The sequence below is a fragment of the Enterococcus sp. DIV1096b genome, assembly GCF_050498765.1.
Lineage (GTDB): Bacteria > Bacillota > Bacilli > Lactobacillales > Enterococcaceae > Enterococcus_D > Enterococcus_D entomosocium.
The window spans coordinates 3,436,988-3,457,158 of the sequence record NZ_JBMHEK010000001.1; the positions used below are offsets into that span (position 1 = coordinate 3,436,988).

The 20,171-nt window shown below is 37.9% G+C and carries 17 protein-coding genes; 3 read left to right on the forward strand and 14 right to left on the reverse strand.

The window, feature by feature from the left end; genetic code table 11:
* Positions 1–191: 191 nt before the first annotated feature.
* The 8 genes from IGJ17_RS16180 to IGJ17_RS16215 form a co-directional block, all read right to left on the reverse strand.
* Positions 192–1,031 carry an RsiV family protein gene (locus IGJ17_RS16180; protein WP_260605076.1) on the reverse strand — a complete coding sequence of 280 codons (840 nt, stop codon included), beginning with the start codon at positions 1,029–1,031 and terminating at the stop codon, positions 192–194.
* A 32-nt stretch (positions 1,032–1,063) separates the two neighbouring features.
* Complete coding sequence (locus IGJ17_RS16185; protein ID WP_005233050.1) at positions 1,064–1,582, reverse strand: RNA polymerase sigma factor; 519 nt, start codon at positions 1,580–1,582, stop codon at positions 1,064–1,066.
* A 36-nt stretch (positions 1,583–1,618) separates the two neighbouring features.
* The gene (locus IGJ17_RS16190) at positions 1,619–3,016 is read right to left on the reverse strand and encodes a polysaccharide deacetylase family protein (protein ID WP_142437252.1); all 1,398 of its coding nucleotides are present in this window, start codon (positions 3,014–3,016) and stop codon (positions 1,619–1,621) included.
* 616 nt (positions 3,017–3,632) lie between these two features.
* Positions 3,633–6,005, reverse strand: coding sequence for a WxL domain-containing protein (locus IGJ17_RS16195; RefSeq protein ID WP_429961604.1), 2,373 nt, complete (start codon positions 6,003–6,005; stop codon positions 3,633–3,635).
* An 18-nt stretch (positions 6,006–6,023) separates the two neighbouring features.
* Positions 6,024–7,079, reverse strand: a complete 1,056-nt coding sequence (locus IGJ17_RS16200) for a DUF916 and DUF3324 domain-containing protein (RefSeq protein WP_142437254.1) — start codon at positions 7,077–7,079, stop codon at positions 6,024–6,026.
* 85 nt (positions 7,080–7,164) lie between these two features.
* On the reverse strand, positions 7,165–7,965 hold the full coding sequence (locus tag IGJ17_RS16205; protein ID WP_008381814.1) for a WxL domain-containing protein: 801 nt from the start codon (positions 7,963–7,965) through the stop codon (positions 7,165–7,167).
* Positions 7,966–7,983: 18 nt separating this feature from the next.
* Entirely contained in the window at positions 7,984–8,283 is a 300-nt protein-coding gene (locus IGJ17_RS16210) for an LPXTG cell wall anchor domain-containing protein (RefSeq protein WP_082741604.1), read from the reverse strand.
* A 341-nt stretch (positions 8,284–8,624) separates the two neighbouring features.
* Positions 8,625–10,100: a helix-turn-helix domain-containing protein gene (locus IGJ17_RS16215; RefSeq protein WP_429961605.1), complete on the reverse strand. Its 1,476-nt coding sequence runs from the start codon at positions 10,098–10,100 to the stop codon at positions 8,625–8,627.
* Positions 10,101–10,396: 296 nt separating this feature from the next.
* Between IGJ17_RS16215 and IGJ17_RS16220 the strand changes: the two genes are divergently transcribed.
* The 3 genes from IGJ17_RS16220 to IGJ17_RS16230 are packed head-to-tail and all read left to right on the forward strand — an operon-like array spanning position 10,397 to position 12,335.
* Positions 10,397–10,732, forward strand: coding sequence for an ArsR/SmtB family transcription factor (locus IGJ17_RS16220; protein WP_142437256.1), 336 nt, complete (start codon positions 10,397–10,399; stop codon positions 10,730–10,732).
* Complete coding sequence (locus IGJ17_RS16225) at positions 10,729–11,421, forward strand: type 1 glutamine amidotransferase domain-containing protein (protein WP_142971916.1); 693 nt, start codon at positions 10,729–10,731, stop codon at positions 11,419–11,421. The genes IGJ17_RS16220 and IGJ17_RS16225 overlap by 4 nt, the downstream gene beginning before the upstream one ends.
* A complete protein-coding gene (locus tag IGJ17_RS16230) occupies positions 11,406–12,335 on the forward strand; it encodes an NAD-dependent epimerase/dehydratase family protein (RefSeq protein ID WP_142437258.1) in 930 nt (309 codons plus the stop codon). The genes IGJ17_RS16225 and IGJ17_RS16230 overlap by 16 nt, the downstream gene beginning before the upstream one ends.
* Before the next feature lie 493 nt (positions 12,336–12,828).
* Here IGJ17_RS16230 and IGJ17_RS16235 read toward each other — a convergent pair whose 3' ends face one another.
* From IGJ17_RS16235 to IGJ17_RS16260, 6 genes are all read right to left on the reverse strand, one after another.
* Positions 12,829–13,698 carry an ROK family protein gene (locus tag IGJ17_RS16235; RefSeq protein WP_429961635.1) on the reverse strand — a complete coding sequence of 290 codons (870 nt, stop codon included), beginning with the start codon at positions 13,696–13,698 and terminating at the stop codon, positions 12,829–12,831.
* Between the two features lie 51 nt (positions 13,699–13,749).
* On the reverse strand, positions 13,750–14,742 hold the full coding sequence (locus IGJ17_RS16240; protein WP_142437259.1) for a LacI family DNA-binding transcriptional regulator: 993 nt from the start codon (positions 14,740–14,742) through the stop codon (positions 13,750–13,752).
* Positions 14,743–14,917: 175 nt separating this feature from the next.
* Positions 14,918–16,402: a glycoside hydrolase family 32 protein gene (locus tag IGJ17_RS16245; RefSeq protein WP_429961606.1), complete on the reverse strand. Its 1,485-nt coding sequence runs from the start codon at positions 16,400–16,402 to the stop codon at positions 14,918–14,920.
* Positions 16,403–18,010 (reverse strand): ABC transporter substrate-binding protein, encoded by a 1,608-nt coding sequence (locus IGJ17_RS16250; RefSeq protein WP_142437261.1) that lies wholly within the window; start codon positions 18,008–18,010, stop codon positions 16,403–16,405.
* 48 nt (positions 18,011–18,058) lie between these two features.
* Positions 18,059–18,943: a carbohydrate ABC transporter permease gene (locus IGJ17_RS16255; protein WP_005230433.1), complete on the reverse strand. Its 885-nt coding sequence runs from the start codon at positions 18,941–18,943 to the stop codon at positions 18,059–18,061.
* A gap of 15 nt (positions 18,944–18,958) precedes the next feature.
* A complete protein-coding gene (locus IGJ17_RS16260; protein ID WP_429961607.1) occupies positions 18,959–19,951 on the reverse strand; it encodes an ABC transporter permease in 993 nt (330 codons plus the stop codon).
* Positions 19,952–20,171 lie beyond the last annotated feature (220 nt).

A 20,171-nucleotide genomic window follows, 5' to 3' on the forward strand; every position in this document is an offset into this window, starting at 1 on the left:
CAGACAACAAGGGACTTTTTATTGCCTTTGTAGTAAACGTGTATAAAAGAGACTCTGGGTTCATCGATTTTTTCCCCTCATGGTATCAAAGCCAATTAGAAAAGTAGGCTTTATTTTCCGCTCTTGCTAGCGAAAAAAAGAAAGCTTATCCAGAAATCATTTTCTGAATAAGCTTAAACTGATTTATCGATCTAATTAAAAAAATTTTCGTCAACTAAGATCGGCTTCAATACTGTAGTAGGTATTATGAACTCTTGTGTCCCCATGTATCCAGCCGAAACTTCATATTTATCAAACGAAATAACTAGTTCATGATTTTCATTAATATAAAAATTCGGATCATTCTCCAACCAATTTGTATCATTATAGTCTAAAACCCAATATTTGATATCGCTATTTACTCTCATCCGCTCTTTCATTTGGTGCTCAATTTCCTGAGCCAGCACCTCTAAATAGTTTTCCGTTTTAAATAACATCTTTAATGATAATAAGACCTCGTTCTTTTTATCGAATGTATCAAATCGATGTTCGACATTGGTGCTCCCCACTGTCTCTTCAAATGTACGGTCGATTACTAAAAATCGATTATCATTGACTTTCACATCATAGGTACCACTGACATACATTTGTTTTTCGTCCACCTTATTTATTACGTCTATATAACTTTGATATGCTCGTTGTCCTTCACGGAGATATTTTTCATTTAATTGCGAATACACTTGATTTTCTTCTGTTATCTTAGGCACATCAATAGTGATTTCTGCCTCCTCTTGACTGAACAGAAGCGTTTCCCCAGTTATAATTGATACCAAATCCCCCAAAATAGGTATTTCTGATGCAAAACCTCTAAAGGTAGTATTTTGAAGCATAATCAAAAAACTAAAAACCACCAAGATCACGCTTTCGACGCCTCTTCTAAGTACTTTTCGCTTCTTTTCTTCGTATACCTTTGCCTTTTCTATTTGAAAACGTGCAACTATTTCACGCTTTAATTGTTCTTGGTTTTCTTCATCAAACGTATGCTGTTTCATTTCGCTCATTCTCCTTTTCATATCTTGTTTTTTTAATTTAAAAGATGCTTAAATTGAACAAGAGAACGGTACATCTTCGTTTTCACCGTATTCTCATTTAAATTAAGTATTTGAGCAATTTCTTGCAAGGTAAATCCATCAAAATATTTTAAAATGATGATATCTCTTTCCGGACTAGGCGTTCTCTCTAGAATTTCCTTTAGTTCAAGAAATTCACTTTGATCGAAACGAAAATGACTTAGTTCTATAGTTTCTTCAAAGGCTAATCCAAATGGTCTTAGTCTCTTCACTCGCCATTGATCAATCGCGGTTCTTACTAAAATTTTATAGAACCATGCTTGAAAATTATCAATTTCTACTGTGTTTCTAAAGCTTTTTAACGCCTTTTGAAAGCTATCTTGCAGGACATCTAAAGCATCTTCATGATCATAAACATAACTGTAGGCAATTCGATACATTTGATCATATTTACCTTCTATCAGTTCTTCCAGTAGATGCTCATAATAGCGCACTTTTTTTGTTTGACTTCTATTCTTAAAAATAAAGATCACTCCTTCCACAACTCTCCAAGGGACTAGAAAAGACTGCTATTTAATTTCTCTTTGGTCAGCTAAACCAAAATACTGATTTAGTGGTTTTTGTCCATAAGAGAGCAATTCGCTTATAGTCACAAACTCATAGCCTCTTTTTCTTAGTTGACTTACCATTTCTGGAATGGATTCTACGGAACGTTCATGGATATCATGAATCAAAATGATTGATCCATTTTCTACAGTATCAATTACCTTATTTACAATCAAATCTTTATTTTTGACTTGCCAATCTTCAGAGTCTACATTCCATTGAATAATAGGCAATCCGATGGTTTTGGCAACGGCGCCGTTTACTGCTCCGTAAGGTGGTCGAAAGAGTTTTGGCAATACCCCTGTAGCATGAAATATTGCCTTATCAGTCTTCAGTACTTCTTCTTTGACTTTATCCAGGGTTACTTGAGTCAAGTCTGGGTGAGTGTATGAATGACTGCCAATTTCATGCCCCTCTCCCACTATTTTTTTCGCGACCTCTGGGTTCTTATCAACCATCTGACCTAAAACAAAAAAAGTCGCTTTGATCTTTTCTTTTTTTAACTCTCCTAGTAATTTTTTCGTAGACGTATCGTTAGGTCCATCATCAAAGGTGAGCGCGACATAGTTTCTTTTTTGGTCTAAGGATTTTTTTGGCAGATTATTATCAGAAACGATCGCTGGATCAATAAAAGGCAGAATTTTTTCAATGTCGACATTCATCTTTGTCACCCCTAAGACCTCTTTATCAAAAGCGATTTGTATTGAGTGAGGGAGAATGGTTATCTTACTATCCTTGCTTAAAAAGTCATTTGTTAACACTTGATCTAATTCTTCTTCATCAATTGTCGATTTTAATTTAGTTCGAGTACTAAGTAGCTGTTCTTGTACAATTCTGTTTATCGCAAGCAAGTCTGATTCATCGTTGACAATATCTTTTAATCGAGGCTCATTTCGATTTTTGGATAAGAGTATTTCAGATAATTCTTTTAATTCACCTAAATATTTCAAAGACTTTGTTTTATCATCCCAAATATATTCCTTTGTTACTAATTGTCGATTAATAAGGGCATCATTCACCTTTTCCTCATTGACATAGGAAAGCACCATTGACCGAGAATCCTTCAATTGTTTCGAAGCAACCTGAGTTTGAGCTTCCAATTGTTTTATAATATTTTTATTTTCAGTCGCAGAATAGTACAGGTAATATTTGTTGTATTGATTATCGCCACTCTTTGATTCTTCAATCTGAGTGATATCACGATCAAAAAATTCAGTTTTAATTGTTTTTTCGACTTGCGTTTCAAAATTTGTTTGTTCTTCTCCATACACTTGACTCATTAGATACTTATACGTGACACCCACTACTAACGTAAGAATCAGTGCACAGAATATAGCTATTAACAATAATTTTTTTCTCATAGTATTTCCTCTCTTTCGTTGTTCTATAGGGTATGACGAAAGAACAGGTCAAATAGTTTCATTTATTAGCAAGTTTTTATCAATCGTGAACTTTCTTAATCGTGATTCCTTTATCTCCATAATGTTGCTGTCTAAATTCATTAGCGAAAAATAGTAACTTCCCAATTATTCGTTTTTTTCCTATCTTTTCCTTTAAGGTTTAGCTTTGACATCAGATCTTTACGTTTTCCCTTAACTATGTCATTAGACAGTAGCGTCAGTTCTTAATCTTAATACTTGCGGAAAACAAAAAAAGGCTTCAAAAAATTTTTTTTGAAGCCTTTTTTAAGATAATTTGTATTTATGCAAACTCTATGACACATTGAATACGATAGAATTCTTCTTTTCTACACTTAGATCATAACCACAGATTTCTTTGAAATATGTCTTGATTTGTTTGATATTTCCTTTAACTATTGGTGGCATGACGCTTAGTTTCTCTTTTAATTCTTTGTTCGTCATGGCTTGACTTTCTTTTGAATGAACCAGGATCATACACGAACTATTCATCTTTTTTCGAACCAATCTAGCCGTCTTATTAATAAATGGCAGAAAAAGGAAAAAAGAAATTTCTCTTTTAATTATCAGGAATAGCATTCAATTCCCATATCAGGGTTGTGGAATAGCTTGTGGCTTCAGGATTTGAACCTTTCGGTACGTTGAGCGTAACACTTTCCCTTGCGGTATGCTCATCTCCAAAACGATAGATCCATGTGCCTGTTCCTTCAGTATCTTCTGCACGAATCAGTGCTCGCTTGTTTCCTGGTACCAACGTTAACGGGTTGGCTGTCTGTAAAGAAGGGGTATCGCCACCTTGAGCGGTCACTAATTGTTGATTTGAGAAAGTAATACTCGCACCTGTAAGCTGTTGATTTTTTAATCCTTCAAATTGTTTCGTCTGGGTAACCGATAGCTGCCAGCCGTTACGCTCAGTAGCTGATCGACGATCGCTGATCTGAACATAGTTAGGGCGCTCTTCCATCTCATTTACAGTTCCGTCTTCATCCAATAAACGTTGTGGTTGCGCGTAATAGGTTTGGTCATGAACTGAAATAGGTTGTGAGCCAAAGTTAAAGGAGGAAATGAAGTCAATACTCAGAAGCCCTTGATTTTCTGGCAGCTCTGGTTTATTTTCTGGGTTCACTTCTATTTCAGGATCCAATGGATCTACTGGTGGCATGGAGCCCTGTAAGATATAAACGAGCCAATAATTTTGTTGCTCTCGAGTAAATACCGTATTCAATAATTGATTGTCTCTTTCAAATAAAAACTTGTAGTTTTCTATTTCTTTAATCGTTACTTCTAGCTCCTCATTCACATAACCAATGATTGTATCAGATGGCGAAATAACTGTCCCGGCATCATCAATGTAATGAATTGTCACCTCGGACTCAGCACGATTAAAAAAGTAAGTAACATTCCGACGCTCAGCCTCTGGTTTTATCGTATTGTTTGTTTCATCGAAATAAAGTGCATCTGTCTCAACATGACTATAGTCATAACCAAGAAGGTACGGTTCATCATCAATCCCTGAATTTGGATTAAGAACTGCCTCTGATTTAAAAGGAATTTCTAACAATTGACTAGGTATTATTTCTTCATTTGTAGCTGCATCACGATAACTGACTTCAACTTCTCCTGTCCCTATTACATAGTCCATCTGTTCAAATATAAAGCTATGAACATTGTTTCTTGCACCTGTACTTCCTGAGATTAAAAAAGATAATGCAGTAGTATCGATTCCTTGCCAATCGGATATATCTCGTTCCCAGGTTTCTCCTTTATAGTTAATACGGAAAATATTTGCTTCTTCACTTGGCAGATACTCAATGACTATATCATCGTAAGCGCCATTCAATGTCCCTGTTCGCTTTGCTGGAGCATCGCTTTCCATATAAGTAGTCAATAAACCATTCGTCTCATGATAAACGTATCCAGCAAAAGGAGCCCCACCTAAAGCAGCCGGATCTCTAGCTGCACCCGCTCCCTGAGTTGTATTAAAATTTGAATCCAATTTGAATCCAAAGCCTCCTGTTAGGCCAGCAATCCCCATACCGTTTCCACTATTTCCAACAGCAGAATTTTCAGATCTATGGAAACCAAAAGCCATACCATCTGCACCATTCGTATTAGAACCAATATTTGCCTTCCCTGTCAAAACAAATGGATAATTTACACTTAATTTTTCCTTCAATGTAACATTTCCAACTTGATTATTACTAGCTGTAGTTAAGGTTACTTCCCCTGTTTCTGAATCATACGTTGCAGAACCCTGTAAGTCAAAATGCTGCAAAAAATTATCTTTTGTGACGGTAGCATTTGAACTGTATTCATTATCTAAACTTTGTGATGGCTGCTCCTTCATTTGATTCTCTTCTACTGCATTCTCTTTCGCTTCCAGATCCGCTTGTACTGTTTGAGCATCATCAGAAGCTTCTATTCCTTCAGTAGGGTTCTCCACAATACTATCTTCTTGTTCACTGATTTCAAGATAAGCCGTTGCTCCTCCCACAGACAGTTCATAGCGTCCCGCCTGTTCAAATACTAAAGGAAGAACAAATGTATTTTGCGCCCGTTTTGACTGAACCAGCCATTCCTGAGACTGCTCTATCTGTTCGACTGATCCCCCTGCCGGTAACTGCTCGTTGATAAGCGTTGCTTCTTCAGGTAAAAATACTCGTGCCTCTGACACTTCTTGATCAGAAAAGAAGGTTACTTGTATGGTTTCTTCTACCGTGCCTTGCATCCGCGCCTGAGTAAAGAAAAAGCGCGCATCACTAGCCTGTTCTTCTTTTAGAAGGTTTTTCATGGATGGGTGTTCTACCTGTTTTTGTTCCTCAGTGTCCATCGTTGTCTCAGCGTAGACCATGCCAATCGATAGAATCAATGCTTGCATCATTAGAATAGACGCCCCTAATAGAAGCAGCGGTCTTCTTAATCTCGTGGTCATTCCATTCACTCCTTTTTACTACTCTTGTTCGCTTCGGTTTGCTTTCTTTTTTTGAATAAGTAGATAAAGAATGACCCCCAGTAAAAGAACAAGTAAAATGATTGCGCCAATCATCCACCAATTCATACTTGAATCAATGGTCACATCTGCTTGATTCAATGCCCTGGCTTCATCTGCTTTAATTGTGAAGGGTCTCTCCCATACCCACTCATCTTCACCAGATATTGCTATTAATTTCAATACATAGTCGCCACTTTGAAAGCGATCGCCTTCTAACGAGATTGGAAAATCAAAATTAGAATTAGGCGCCATTTGCATCATTTCTTCACTCGCTTCATAAAGAACCTCGTTTTCTCCTGCTCGTTGTACTGTCGCTTCCACCGCCATTCGATTGACAAAGGTAGGCGTGAAGTTTTGGATCGTTGCACTAATCACATTCCGATAATTCAACTGATCTGCAAAAACAGCTAATAAATCGAGATCCGGTTGAACTGAATCCCGAGAATTGCTGACAACAATCCCAATCACATAGGCAAATTCATTTTTGATCGCTACGCCTTCTTCATTGATTGCCGTTTCTTCTTGCTCCTCTTTGACTTCCGAAATCCGTAGACCTCCCGCTAAAAATCCCTCAAACGATTCTTCTGGCATATGTAAAGGAACACTAATTGTTTGGGTTTCATTTCCTGCCAGTTCAATGACGCCAGATGAGTCAATCAATTCGTCCAATGAATAAGTAAGGCTACTATCTGGTTCTTGGGCATCTTTTCCGTACTCAACGACTCCATGAACATTGGTATACGCTGTATGAGGGGTTACTTGCACTTGAATTGGGTCACTACTAACATTTTGCAGTTTCAATGCTAAGGTTTCTGTTGCTCCAGCTGCTAGATTCAAATCGAAATAACTATTTGATCCTTCTACCTGGCTTTCAGGAAATTCAGGCGTGACATAAAATGACAGTGTTTCCTCCGCTTGAGCTACTGATGGAAAAATTCCAAAAAGAAGAAAAAGAAGCGTAAGTACCCACCAAGAGGCTCTTTGAGAACGATGAGCTAAAGTTGTTTGTTTCAAGGTTACGTCTCCTTTCTTAGAAAAACAGCGTCACAATTTTACTGTGACGCTGCCGAGAGTTTCAAAACAAATGGTTACAAGGCTTTTATAGTTCGTCTCCAGGTGTTAAGTTTAATTCCCAAGTTAGCGTTGACGTATACGTTGTCGCATCTTTGGCTGTTGAACCTGGAATCGACAATTGTATTGCGTTGTTTTCTACAACGTCTGTCTCAGGATTAAAGCCCTCTGCTTCAAATTGGGCAGTCAAGTCTGCTTGGTCTCCCCAGATAACTGAAGAAGCTCCTGCACCTTGTCCTTGTGCCGCAGTCATCACTGAACGCGCTGCACCATTAGGAAGTAATGTTAGTCCAGCCTGGTGCACTGTAGGTTCGTTATCAGTATTGCTACCTTCATAATTTAACTGAGCATTAGCAAAGGTGATTTGCGCTCCCGTTAGAATTTTATTTTGTGCTTCTGGAGCTTCAAAATCACTTAAGCTCACTTTTAGATCCCATCCAGCATTGGTTCCACGAACGTCTTGTACTTGAGCAAAACTAATATATGGAACGTCAGTAGGTCCACCTTCTTCTGGATTAGCGAGTTCAGCAGTCTCTGCAACCATATTATATGTTTGATCTTGGTTGGAGATGACCTGAGTACCAAAGTTCATTGTAGGTGCCTGTACGATAGACAATGGACCTGTAACTGGATCGATAATCGGTGGAATAATCACATCCGGATCAGGTACAGGAGGGATGACTTCCAGATCACCGTCTTCATCCGCTGTAAACTGGATTTGACCTTCGGTTGTTACTTCTCTCATTTCATCGGCAAAAACAGAAGCTGCTCCTCCTGCTAAAATAGTAGTTGATAGTGCGGCAATTGTTGCTAAACGAATAAATTTCATTTGATTATTCCTGCTTTCTTATTGTTTTAGATTTTTATTATGATTTCTTTTTTGTTTCCATAAGAGGAAGACGAAACTGATTAGAAAAACGCCTAGCCAAGCGTGCCATGAATGTCCTATTTCGTTTGTTTGTGGCAACGTACCATCTGGTTTGGCCACTTCGGTAATTGGTGGTCTGACAATAGTTTCGGGCGGCGCTGGATCAGGTGTACCAATGGGTTCATAGACACCAGTAAATCCAATGGTCCCATTTGTTTCAACTTGCTGGACTTCTGCAGCGTTTACCAACGGTAATGATAAAACTGAGAGTATTCCCATAAATATTATCCACCTTTTTGTTTTCTCAATCATGATCCTCCCCTTTGTTGTATCTCAAAATTCTTCGTTTTTGGGTTGACGACAAAAAAAGACATTCGATCGGATCGAATGTCTTGGAAAAGTTATTAGATTAGGTTTTCTATTTTAGAGAATACATAACAAATATCTATTCTAAAAAACGAAGGTTTTTGATACTTTTATTTGTAAGTTTGTATGCATACCTTTTTCTTACATGATTAAGGTTACCTGATTTTTTGGTCAAATTGGAATCAACATTTTCATAGACAGATGAAATAAATGAAAAAAAACACTCGTTAATACTTTTAACGAGTGTACGGAGATTAGAGAAATGGTTTTCGATACGGATCAATTTTTCTTTCCAGATTCCGCCAGTCATGCTCATCTGGGACAGCTTTCAATAACAAGTAATCTGTTTCAATAATATAGTCTAAGAGGTACCGATTATAGTTTGTGACAATCAAATCAATATGAGCGGCATTTAATATTTCTTGTGTCAGATGTTGCAATGGCAAAAAGGTCAACGTGTGCTTTGTACCAAACTGTTGCATTGCACGAGTTCGAATCTGTTGGCAGATGAAGTGATCACCTTCTAGAAGAAAATAAATTCTTTTTGTCGGTGAATAAAAATCAAAAATCAAATCACTGTAGATCGTTAAACTTACACAAATATCTTCAAGATATGGTGCAGCCAAAAAGTCTTTTCTTTGATGCTTCTTTAAAAATCGTAAATTCCGTTGATAGTTTTCATTGTCAGAACGCATGAGAGATTCTTTGATGTCCTGTGCCTCTTTGTTCAATGCAGGAGCTAACGCATAGTTCACTTTTCTAGACAAAAAGAAGGATTGCAAGAAAATTTTTATCTTGGCATAGCTCTCATTTGTGAGCTCAAACTCTTGTAAGTAAGCCTCCGTAAGTTTGGCAATTTCTGATCCTTGATGAAACTGCTGGTAGAACCTTTCCTCCGATGCTTCTCGATCTAAGGTACGTTTACAAATAGTAACTAAATAAATCCATGCAAATTCTTCCTTCGCTAGTTCTACGCCGTAAAGCTTGTTGATTCCGTCTTTTAAAGAATACAGGAGGGAGAAGCTATTTCCTTTGTAGGCTAATTCAATCAAGTATTTCGGGACTGTTATCGGAAAACCAAGGCTCGCCCGTTTGATTGCAATAAAAAAAGTATAGTAAAAAGCAGCTGGTGTTGTTCCAGAGCCAATATCATATTGTCCTAGTTTGTTGTTTAACTGGGTTAAGACCAACTCATGCAATGCGGGGTCGGGAACAAGGGTATGGGCAGTATCAATCCCTTCGTAATAAAAGTCTTTGAAGAATTTCCGTAAATCCGCTTCGCTCCCTTCAATTGTCAATGGATTCGACACCCATTTTAACCGATAACTGCTCAATATTTTGTTCGATTGACCCAACAACCGTCGAAACGTGCTCTCAGAAAAATGATAATGATGGGCCAACTCGTCAATATCCATCAATTCCCCTTGAAAAATATGACCGATGATTTCAAATAAACACTCATTTTCTAGCAAATCTTGTTTCTTTTCTTGGTACACGGAAGGTTTTTTCTCTTCAAAAAGAAAGCCACTATTCCCCGAAATTAGGGTGATACAATCACCAAAATAGTCTTTCACATACTTGAGATCATTTGCAATTGTGCGTTGTGTGACTTGCATCTTTTCTGCCATTTCACCAATTGTAAATAAACGATCTCGCTCCATCACACTCAAAACTCGAAATAAGCGCTTAGTTGTGCGATTACTGATAAATGCTAACTGTAAGTCTCTCATATTCTCCGCCTCATATCTCACTACGTCTTTTGTCTAGATGTTACATACATAACACAACAACAAAAAATGAGCAAGACACGGCTCTTAATCACTTCATAAAAAAATAAGCTGCTTCTAAACACAAAAAAGGATCAAATGCTCTTATGCTTTTCCATTATTATCTATTTGCTTACAGAACATTCTAATCTCCTTAGCGATGGTGGAGAAAAGGAATGCTCTCGAGCTTCTTTCATTGCAAAAATCTCCTTTAAATGGTTTAATGGTTTAAACTTTTAAACGATTTGGGAGAGACAATTATGATAGATTATGCCAATCTGCAACAAGATTTTTCTGAGTTAAGTGATTTTTTAATCGCGCTAGGTGACAAAAAAAGACAAGCTATCATCATTCGGTTGCTGGAAGCGGAAAATTGTGCTGGCTTACAGGTCACTTCCTTATTAGAGGCCACCAATTTATCTAGACCCGCCATTTCACATCATTTGAAAATCTTGAAAGAAGCCAAAATCGTGAATTTCAGGCAAGAAGGAACAAAAAATTATTACTATCTCGATCATGAGCAAACAGAAATAAAAAAACTCCAATCCTTTTTAACGAAAGTCATTCACATTATGAACGAGAGGGATCATTCATGAAGAAAGTATTAGTTGTTGAAACAAACATTCAAAAATATGCTGGCACGAACGAGGCTACCGGACTTTGGTTGGGAGAAAGTGCCGAGTTTCTAGATGAAGTCTATCAACAAGGGATTGATGTTGATTTCGTAAGTCCATTAGGAGGCTTTGTTCCTCTAGATCCAAGAAGCATGAAATATATAAATCAAGCCATTATGAACATTTATCTGGAAGAAAATTTCATTCAAAACGGCTTGATTCAAACGAAAAAACCCGCAGAAGTAAATCCAAATGACTACCATGCGATTTATTTTACCGGAGGGCATGGTGTCATGTGGGATTTTCCTGATAATAAAGAGCTTCAAGAACTCGCTTTAGCTATTTATGAAAACAATGGGTATATTTTATCTGTTTGCCACGGAATCGCTGGTTTACTAAATATAAAAGATAGAGAAGGAAGCTTTTTGATTTCTGGAAAAAAAATCACAGGATTTACGAAAACCGAAGAATTTCTCGCCGGGAAAATGAACAAAGTTCCTTTCTTTAATCAAACCGCCGCAGAAGAAAGAAACGCTCAATTCAAAAAAAGACGCTTTTATAAAGCATTTGCCCTAAAAGATGGGCGGATCATCACTGGCCAAAATCCTTTTTCTGTACGTGCTGTAGCAAAACTATATCTTGAGGAGGTACAGTCATGCAAACAATTTTAGGAAGCAATGGACAAATCGGCTATGAACTAGCAAAAGAACTATACAAAAATTACACAAATGAGCTTCGGCTAGTTAGCCGGAAGCCTCAAAAAATCAATCCTACAGATCAGATCGTTTCCGCAGACTTGATGGACTTTTCGCAAACGAAAAAAGCGATTGAACATAGTGAGATTGTTTACTTCACTGTTGGGTTACCGATGGATGCTGAGCTGTGGGAAACCAATTTTATGAAAATCACAGAAAATGTCATTCGCGCTTGCCAAGAAGCACAGAGCAAACTGGTTTTTTTTGATAATACTTATATGTATTCAAAGGATCGTACACCCCAAAAGGAAGACACGCCATTTTTTCCAGCAGGCAGGAAGTCCCTCGTGCGCTCTAAAATGGCTCAATTGGTTTTATCCGAGATGGAAAGTGGCCGTTTAGATGCGGTGATTTGTCGAGCCCCAGAGTTTTACGGCCCAGGCAAGACCCAGAGCATTACCAATACACTCGTCTTAAACAATATAGTCCACAATGCTCCCGTCAAAATACCTGTCAATAAGGACACTTTACGCACACTTATATGGACACCTGATGCTAGCCGAGCAATGGCCCTTATCGGAAATACGCCTAGTGCCTATGGCCAAACTTGGCATTTGCCCTGTGATACACCTCATAGTTTCCAAGACATGATCGATCTCGCCGAAAAAATTGAGGGCAAACCATTGAAATACCGCGTCATTCCTTTGTGGCAATTTAAACTTGCTAAGCTATTCAGTAAAAACGCGCGCGAACTAAGTGAGTTATTACCTAGATACACGATGGATAATCTTTTTGTCTCTGATAAATTCAAAAAGGCATTCCCTTATTTTAAGATCACAACGTTTGAAGAAGGCATTAGGAAGGTACTTGTTGAGAATAGGGCAGGATGACTGACAACACTTTATTAACCCCAATGAAGAGAATGACTGATGAGAAGCTACCCAGCTTTTAGTAAATCAAATTCAAAGGATGTTCGCGTTAGTAGAAAGTTGAATCTTTACCGTTAGCAAAACCGTTCATTACACCGTCACTATTATTAATAAAAAGGATATTCATCCCACCCAAACACAATTAGCACAGGAATATAGAAAGCCAATTAGGCGTAGGCCTAATTGGCTTTAATAAGACATTCTGTTTCCTTTTTCTTTGCTCAGGCTAATAGAAAAAAAACAAGCACTAAGAAGTAATTTTGAGGCAGCTAGACAACAATATAACTGAAGACGAGAACGAAAGAAAAAATTCTTATTTGCGACATTCGATTACGCAAAAAATATATATGAACATCTATTATTAGCCATCCTTTTTTCTAGCTCTCATTTTAGTTAACCTTTTTATCTATCCTAACTGCTATAAAAACTCTCTCACACGTTCTTTAACATGCTGCTATTGTTCCAACTTCTTTATTGCTAAAGCTAAGCAGCCGATCAAACCTGCATCGTCAGCAAGCATTGGAGTTAGTAGGTATTCTTCGAGAGTGGGCGTATCCACGTAGGAACCCATTTTTTCTTTAAACGCTTGGTGAATCAACTCGAGTAGTTGCGGCTGTTTCATTACACCCCCGCCTAAAATTATTACTTCCGGTGCATATAGTAACGTTGTGTTATACACACACTGAGCAAGATAATCTGCCTCAATCGTCCAATAAGGATGATCAAATGAAATGGTCTGGGCTTTTCCTCCAAAGCGCTTTTCAATCGCGGGTCCTGAGGCTAACCCTTCCAAACAATCATGATGAAAAGGACAGATTCCTTCAAATTGATCTTCATTATGACGTTGTAAGAGCATATGTCCCATTTCAGGATGACTGAAACCTGCGACTATTTTCCCACCCACTACAGCACCACCACCAACACCAGTACCAACGGTGTAATACAGAACACTATTTTTACCTTTTCCATAACCTGCCATATATTCTCCATAACAAGCAGCATTTACATCGGTAGTCCAATAGATGGGAACCGACAAGGCGTTTTCCAAAGCTCCGACAAAATGATAATTTTGCCAAGCTAACTTCGGTGTGTTGGTGATATATCCGTAAGTTCTTGATTCGATTTGAATATCAATAGGCCCAAATGCTCCTACACCAATTGATGCGATATTTCCTTTGTACTTATCAAAGAAATCAAACACTTGCATCATCGTTTCTTCTGGTGTTATGGTAGGAAAACTTTTCCGTTCTATCACTTGTAATTGTTCATTACCAATCCCACAGACAAACTTTGTTCCACCAGCTTCAATTCCACCATATAACATTTTATCTACACCTTTCATTCACTTATCTTCAAAAAAAGAAACGTATTTGCACTAAGCAAAATCGTTTCTCACTAAAGGTTTCGTTGTGCCACCTTCGCCAAATTCAATCGGCAATACGGTACGTTTTTCTACTGTCTCTCCATTAATGACAGCAATTAATTTTGCCACTGCCACTTCCGCCATTTGCTTTGTAGGTTGGGCAATTGTTGAGACGAGATAAGGGTCTCCTTCTGTCATCTTTTGACCATCAAATCCGATAACTTGGACATCCTCTGGTACGTTTTTCCCTATTTTTTCAAGCATACCAATGACAGCTAATGCCATCGGATCGTTGATCGTAAAAATCCCATCGATATCAGGATTCTCTAACAAAAAATTTGTTACACGTTCTGAGAGATTGTCTAAAGGTTCTAACATATCTAACGCTTTATAGGAAATCCCCAGTTGACGGCACTCGATCTCAAAATATTTTCGACGACTCTTCGTTTCATTCGGTGTTTCTTGGTACCCACCGATATATGCTACATTCTGACATCCTCGGCGATAAAGTTCATTTGCAGCCAAACGTCCACCGGCCGCATTGTCAGCGGTCACATAAATCACCTCTTCAGTGAAATAACGGTCAATACTAACAAAAGGCAGATTACTCGAAATGTATTCATCGATATCTGAATAAGTAATTCCAATGATGCCGTCTACTTTATTTTGGCTGACCATCTGGATATATTCTTGTTCTTTTTCACTATTCCCACTGGAGTTACACAAATAAAGCTTGTAGTTTTGTCTTTCTAATGCTGTTTCTACATGGTAGGCAAATTCGCCAAAAAATGGATGCCATACAGTGGGTAGAATCAAAGCAACCGTATTCGTATGCTTCATCTTTAACCCCCGGGCATAAAAATCTGGTTGATAGTTTAACTCTGTCATTGCTGCTTCAACTTTTTCTCTAGTAGAAGCTTTAACAGAGCCGTTATTCAATACCCGGGAAACAGTTCCTACTCCGACACCTGCTAATTTTGCGACATCTTTCATTGTTGCTTTCATAGTTGATCCCTCACATTTCTGCACAAGTTTAGTATAATGAATTTTGTCATAAATTACTAATTTTTTCAAAATACTAATAGCAAAGCCATGGGAAATCTAGCTATCTGTTCTTTTCTAAAAAATTATCCTTCAAAACCTATTAAATAATTGATTCATCGCCTAAGCAATCAAACATTTATTTCACACTCGCTGTTTCAAAAGCTTGAATACGACTTTCTCCGATCGAATGAAATAAGATATCTCGAGCTTTTTCCAGCTCATAGAAAGTAGCCGTCATAACTTCTAAACCATTAATAAAGACTTCAACTGATGAGGTATCTCTAAAAATCTCAAGAACGAGCTGATTATCAATCAAAGGTATTTCAACTTTTCGGACATTCAGAGGGTCTTCTTCCGCCCCTGTAAGCTCTCTTCCTAGTTTCTGACGATCCAATTCAAAAACCTGTTTAGCAGTGTCATAAGTTAGTTTGAGACAATCCGTCTTAGACCGCAGTAATTCAATTGTAAAAACTTCTGCTTTCTCCAAATCTGCGACTAGATGTAAATATGAAGAATCAGACAGCGCGTTTCGAAATACGACTGATGTGTCAGTCACTGCAATATTTTCACTGCCTTGTTGATAAACTAAATGACTATATACAGTTGAGATGGGTTTTTGTACCAATCGATTTTTTTTCACTCTTAACTCTCGGGGCAAACTCATAGAGCCTGCCCAAAGATGGCCTAACTCATGTGTAGGCAATGTACGATCCCACATCTGCATCCAAGCAATCATCACCCGTCCACCATTAGGATCTGTTGTTGTTTGTGGTGCATAAAAATCCATTCCAAAATCCATTTCATGGAAATTATCAACTATCATCTGACCTGTTTCCCAGTCTACCTCACCAATACAAGCCATGGTAGAACTGATATTATGATATTCCAGTCCGTTCTTCTTAATTTGTATCGGTGACATGATTAAGACATCTCGTCCGTCTAAATGGAATAAGTCAGGACATTCCCACATTATTCCTTGCTCTGAAGTCCCTTCTACCAACACAGAGTAAAAGTGCCAAGTATACAAATCTGACGATTGAAACATCACTATTCTACCAGTAGACTGTGTAGATTTAGTAGCTACTACCATATAGTAAGCATCGTTGTGAACAATTACTTTAGGATCACGAAATTCTTGTATCAGCCCATTCTCACCTAGCTGTTTTTCTGCTACCACAGGATTACCACTGTATTTGCTAAAATGAATACCATCTTCAGAGACCGCCAAACATTGATGCTGATGGCTAATACCATCAATTTCTTGACAGCCTGTATAAAATAAATATAGTTTTCCGTCTCTTTCAATTGCACTTCCTGAGAAACACCCGCCGCTGTCATAAGGTTGATCTGGGGCTAACGCTACTGGTAGATCTTCCCAATGGACCAAATCACTACTGCGCGCATGCCCACAATGCATGGGCCCCCATCGACTATCGTAAGGATAGTATTGATAGAAGAGATGGTAATGCCCTTTGTAATATATAAACCCATTGGGGTCATTTATCCACCCGATGGGTGCGGAAAAATGATAGTTTTGTCGATACTGAGGGTTAACTTTTCCTCGCATCATTTCAATAAATCGATTTGCTTTATCCAAAATCGCCGTTTCTTCTACTAACACTTATTGTGCTCCCTTCAAAAAATTATCATAGCCAGTTTGTTTTATTTGAATCCATTCTTCCAAACCTACACGTTCCAATTCAGCAAGGTATTCTTCCCATTCTTCATCGATTTTACCGCCGGTGATCCACTCTGCTCTTTTGCGATAGATGTAATCCCACATATCTGTTTCAATTTTTGCTAATCGATCTGTTTCTTCTTTTTCTAAAAAGACACGTGGATAACTATTGTCTTCTGTAATATATGGCAAATACGTGTCATGCATCAAATCTAAACGCCACTTCGCATCATCTGGCATAGTAGTGACTGTGCCGTAATAAGAATCAAGAACTGCTAATGGTCCTCCAGCTTCGGTTTTTTGTCTTAGTTCCCCCGGTGCTGTCCCCTCTAAAGGCAAATGTTTTAACATACCATCCTTTAATTCAAAAATATTCGCCTGTGCTTCATCACCGTACGTTCCCCAGTTATTTTGGACAGACTGTAACGGTTCATACATTTTATCTATCCACCTAGCTGTAAGTTCCAAGTTTTTATTCGCACTAGTAATTACGAAACGATCTCTTGAGAAACCCATGCCATTCGTACGAGTAACGTGTTTCGTTCCATCTGGTCCCGCTAAGACTGGCAAAACGTCATAACTATCATCTGCACCCGTGATATTTGCTTTATCCCAAGTAAAGTACACGCCATACTTATGTTCTTTCCCTTTGGCAACATACGTATTCCAATCTTGTTCGAAAGCCTCTTTATCAATAAGACCTTTATTGTTCATTTCATTGAAATATTTGATGGCTTCTTTATACCCTTCTTTGTTAGCAGTAAATTGTACCTGGCCATCGTTATCAACGACTAAGTGGTCATCATTATCACCTAGACCGAATGCCCCCATTAAAAATTTTAAGTCTTCGTTTCCTCCATTGTTAATAAAGCTAAAAGGAATTTCATCTGCTTCACCATTACCATTTGGATCTTGCGTCTTGAAAGCCTCCAACACAGTCATCAACTGATCAGTGGTTTGCGGCATTTCAAGACCCAAATTATCCAACCACTCCTTGTTGATCCAAGCCATCCCATTTACTGTATGAATCGACTCTTTTCCTTCGCCTAATTCTTCAATCCAAGGCATAGAGTAAATGTGACCATCAGGCGCAGTAGACATTTGTCGGTATTCGGGGTTTTCATCAAAAATTTTCTTCAGATTTGGCATATAATCTTCGATCAAATCTTCAATCGGTACAATAACACCACTTTCCGCCCAGTTTAATAAATCATAGTCACCTGCAGCGGCGTTGAAGATGGCATCTGGTAAATCACCACTAGCGATATCCAAATTTCTTTTTTCGGCAAAATCACTACTGTAGTTTGTCCAATCAATATGGAGATTGGTCTCTTCTTCTAATCGTTGGAAAATCAATTTGTCATTAGGATCATTGGGAGCCAAAGGGGCACTTTGAGACATCATTTTTAAAGATACTTTTTCTTTCAATGGAAAAGAGACATTTTCTAGTTCATAATCAGGGCTTGATTTACTCTTTTCTTTTGAGCCTCCACAAGCCCCCAAAATTAGTACGGAAGTAAAAACGATTGGCAGCATCCATTTTGCTTTCATCTTAAAATCTCCTTTATAATTTTTATTCATACAAATAGTGAACAATTCTTACCCTTTAACAGAACCAACTAAAACACCTTTATCAAAATATTTTTGGAAGAAAGGATACATTATGATTAATGGCAGACTAGAAATGACGATCGTTGCGTATTTGATCAACTCAGCAATTTGTTTCATTTCTGCCATGGCAGTATTGGCTCCCACCATGTCTTGTGAGGGTTGGTTTTGGATCAAAATATTTCTTAATACGAGTTGCAACGGCTGTAAGTCGGGATCTTTGATGTAAATCATGGCATCAAAATATGAGTTCCATTGCCCAACAAAGGCATATAAAAACAATACGAACATAATTGGTTTAGCTAATGGAAGCATGACTTTGAACAGTATTTGCAAGTCATTGGCGCCATCGATAGTAGCAGCTTCAGAAAGTTCTTTTGGCAAAGCACTAAAATAGGTACGGGCTAAGATAATATTCCACACATTTATAGCACCTGGTACGATAATCGCCCATACACTATCTAACATGCCCAAGTTCTTTACCAATAAATAGGTAGGTATCAAGCCGCCACCCACGAACATTGTAATGACAAAAAAAGTCATAATGATCTTTTTCCCCGCCAAGTTAGGTCGAGACAAAGGATACGCAGTGATCATCGTAATAAATACAGTCAATAAGCTGAAGCTAAAAGAGTAAAACAACGAATTTACAAAACCGCGTAAAATGGAATCATCTGCAAATACCCGTTGATATCCTTGTATTGTCCAATCTTTCGGATTGAAGCTTATACCTTTATTGATCAAAGTAGCTGGGTCCATAAAAGAAGCTACCAGTACATAAATCAGCGGAACAATGGTGATGACGACTAAAAAAGTTACAATCACTCGATTCAACCATAAGATTTGACGGTCGATTTTTGATAAAGCACTATTCATAATTTTCTCCTTTCATTACAAGCCTTGACCATCGTTTAGCCGCTTGGTTATATTGTTGACAATCAGTAATAAAACGACATTAATAATCATATTGAACAGACCAACAGCAGCAGAGTAGGCATAATCACCTGATTGCAAGCCGACTTTGTATACATAAGTGGAAATGATTTCTGAGGCAGGGATGTTCATTGAAGTTTGCATCAAGTAGGCTTTTTCATATCCTACATTCATAATACCGCCGGCGGCCAAGATGAAGCTGATCACCATCACAGGCCTCAATGCAGGCAAATCGATATGCCAAATCTTTTGTAAAATATTTGCCCCATCGATATTTGCTGCCTCATATAAATCGGTACTGACTCCCGCCAGCGTCGCGGTGTAAAGAATGGATGACCAGCCGATTCCTTGCCAAATTCCCGATAAAATATAAATCGTTCTGAAATAAGCTGGATTAGACATGAACATAATTGGTTGCCCCGTAACCTTTTCTACTAACCCATTAATGGGTCCATTTGCGGATAGGAACAAAAACAGCATCCCCACGATAATAACTACTGAGATAAAATTCGGCGCATATAGAATCAACTGGATTTTCTGTTTTATTTTTTTATTGACAATTTGATTCAAGCTCAGTGCTAAAATAATTGGTGGAAAAAAACCTAACAATAAACCATAAATGCTAATTTTTAATGTGTTGCTCAGCAAAAGCGTAAAATTTGGTGAACTGATAAATTCCCTAAAGTGATCTAGTCCTACCCAAGGACTTTCCAAAATTCCTAGCATAGGATTATAGTCTTTAAATGCAATCACAGCACCGTACATTGGCACATACTTAAAGATAAACGTCATGATGATACCTGGTAAGAGCAACAAGTACATCCACTTATCACGACGCAACTGTTTCTTTAATTTTTCCCACTTCGAGATATTTTTTTTATCCCGTTGTACCGCCCTTATCTCACCACTTGGTCCCAATGTCTTTTCCAATTCAATCTCCTCCCAATACATTTTAGAAACGTTTCCATTTTCGTTTAAAAAAATAAAAATTTAACGAAGATGCATTTTGGAAACGTTCCCACTATTTTCGTTTATAGATTACCATAGCCATTTTTTTAAGTCAATATTTTTTTGTAATTATTCTTTCACCCACACTAAGCTTCCTTCAATTCATTTATGGTTTTCGAAAATTGTAAAAAAATAAGGATCTCGATTATTTCATTAATCCTAT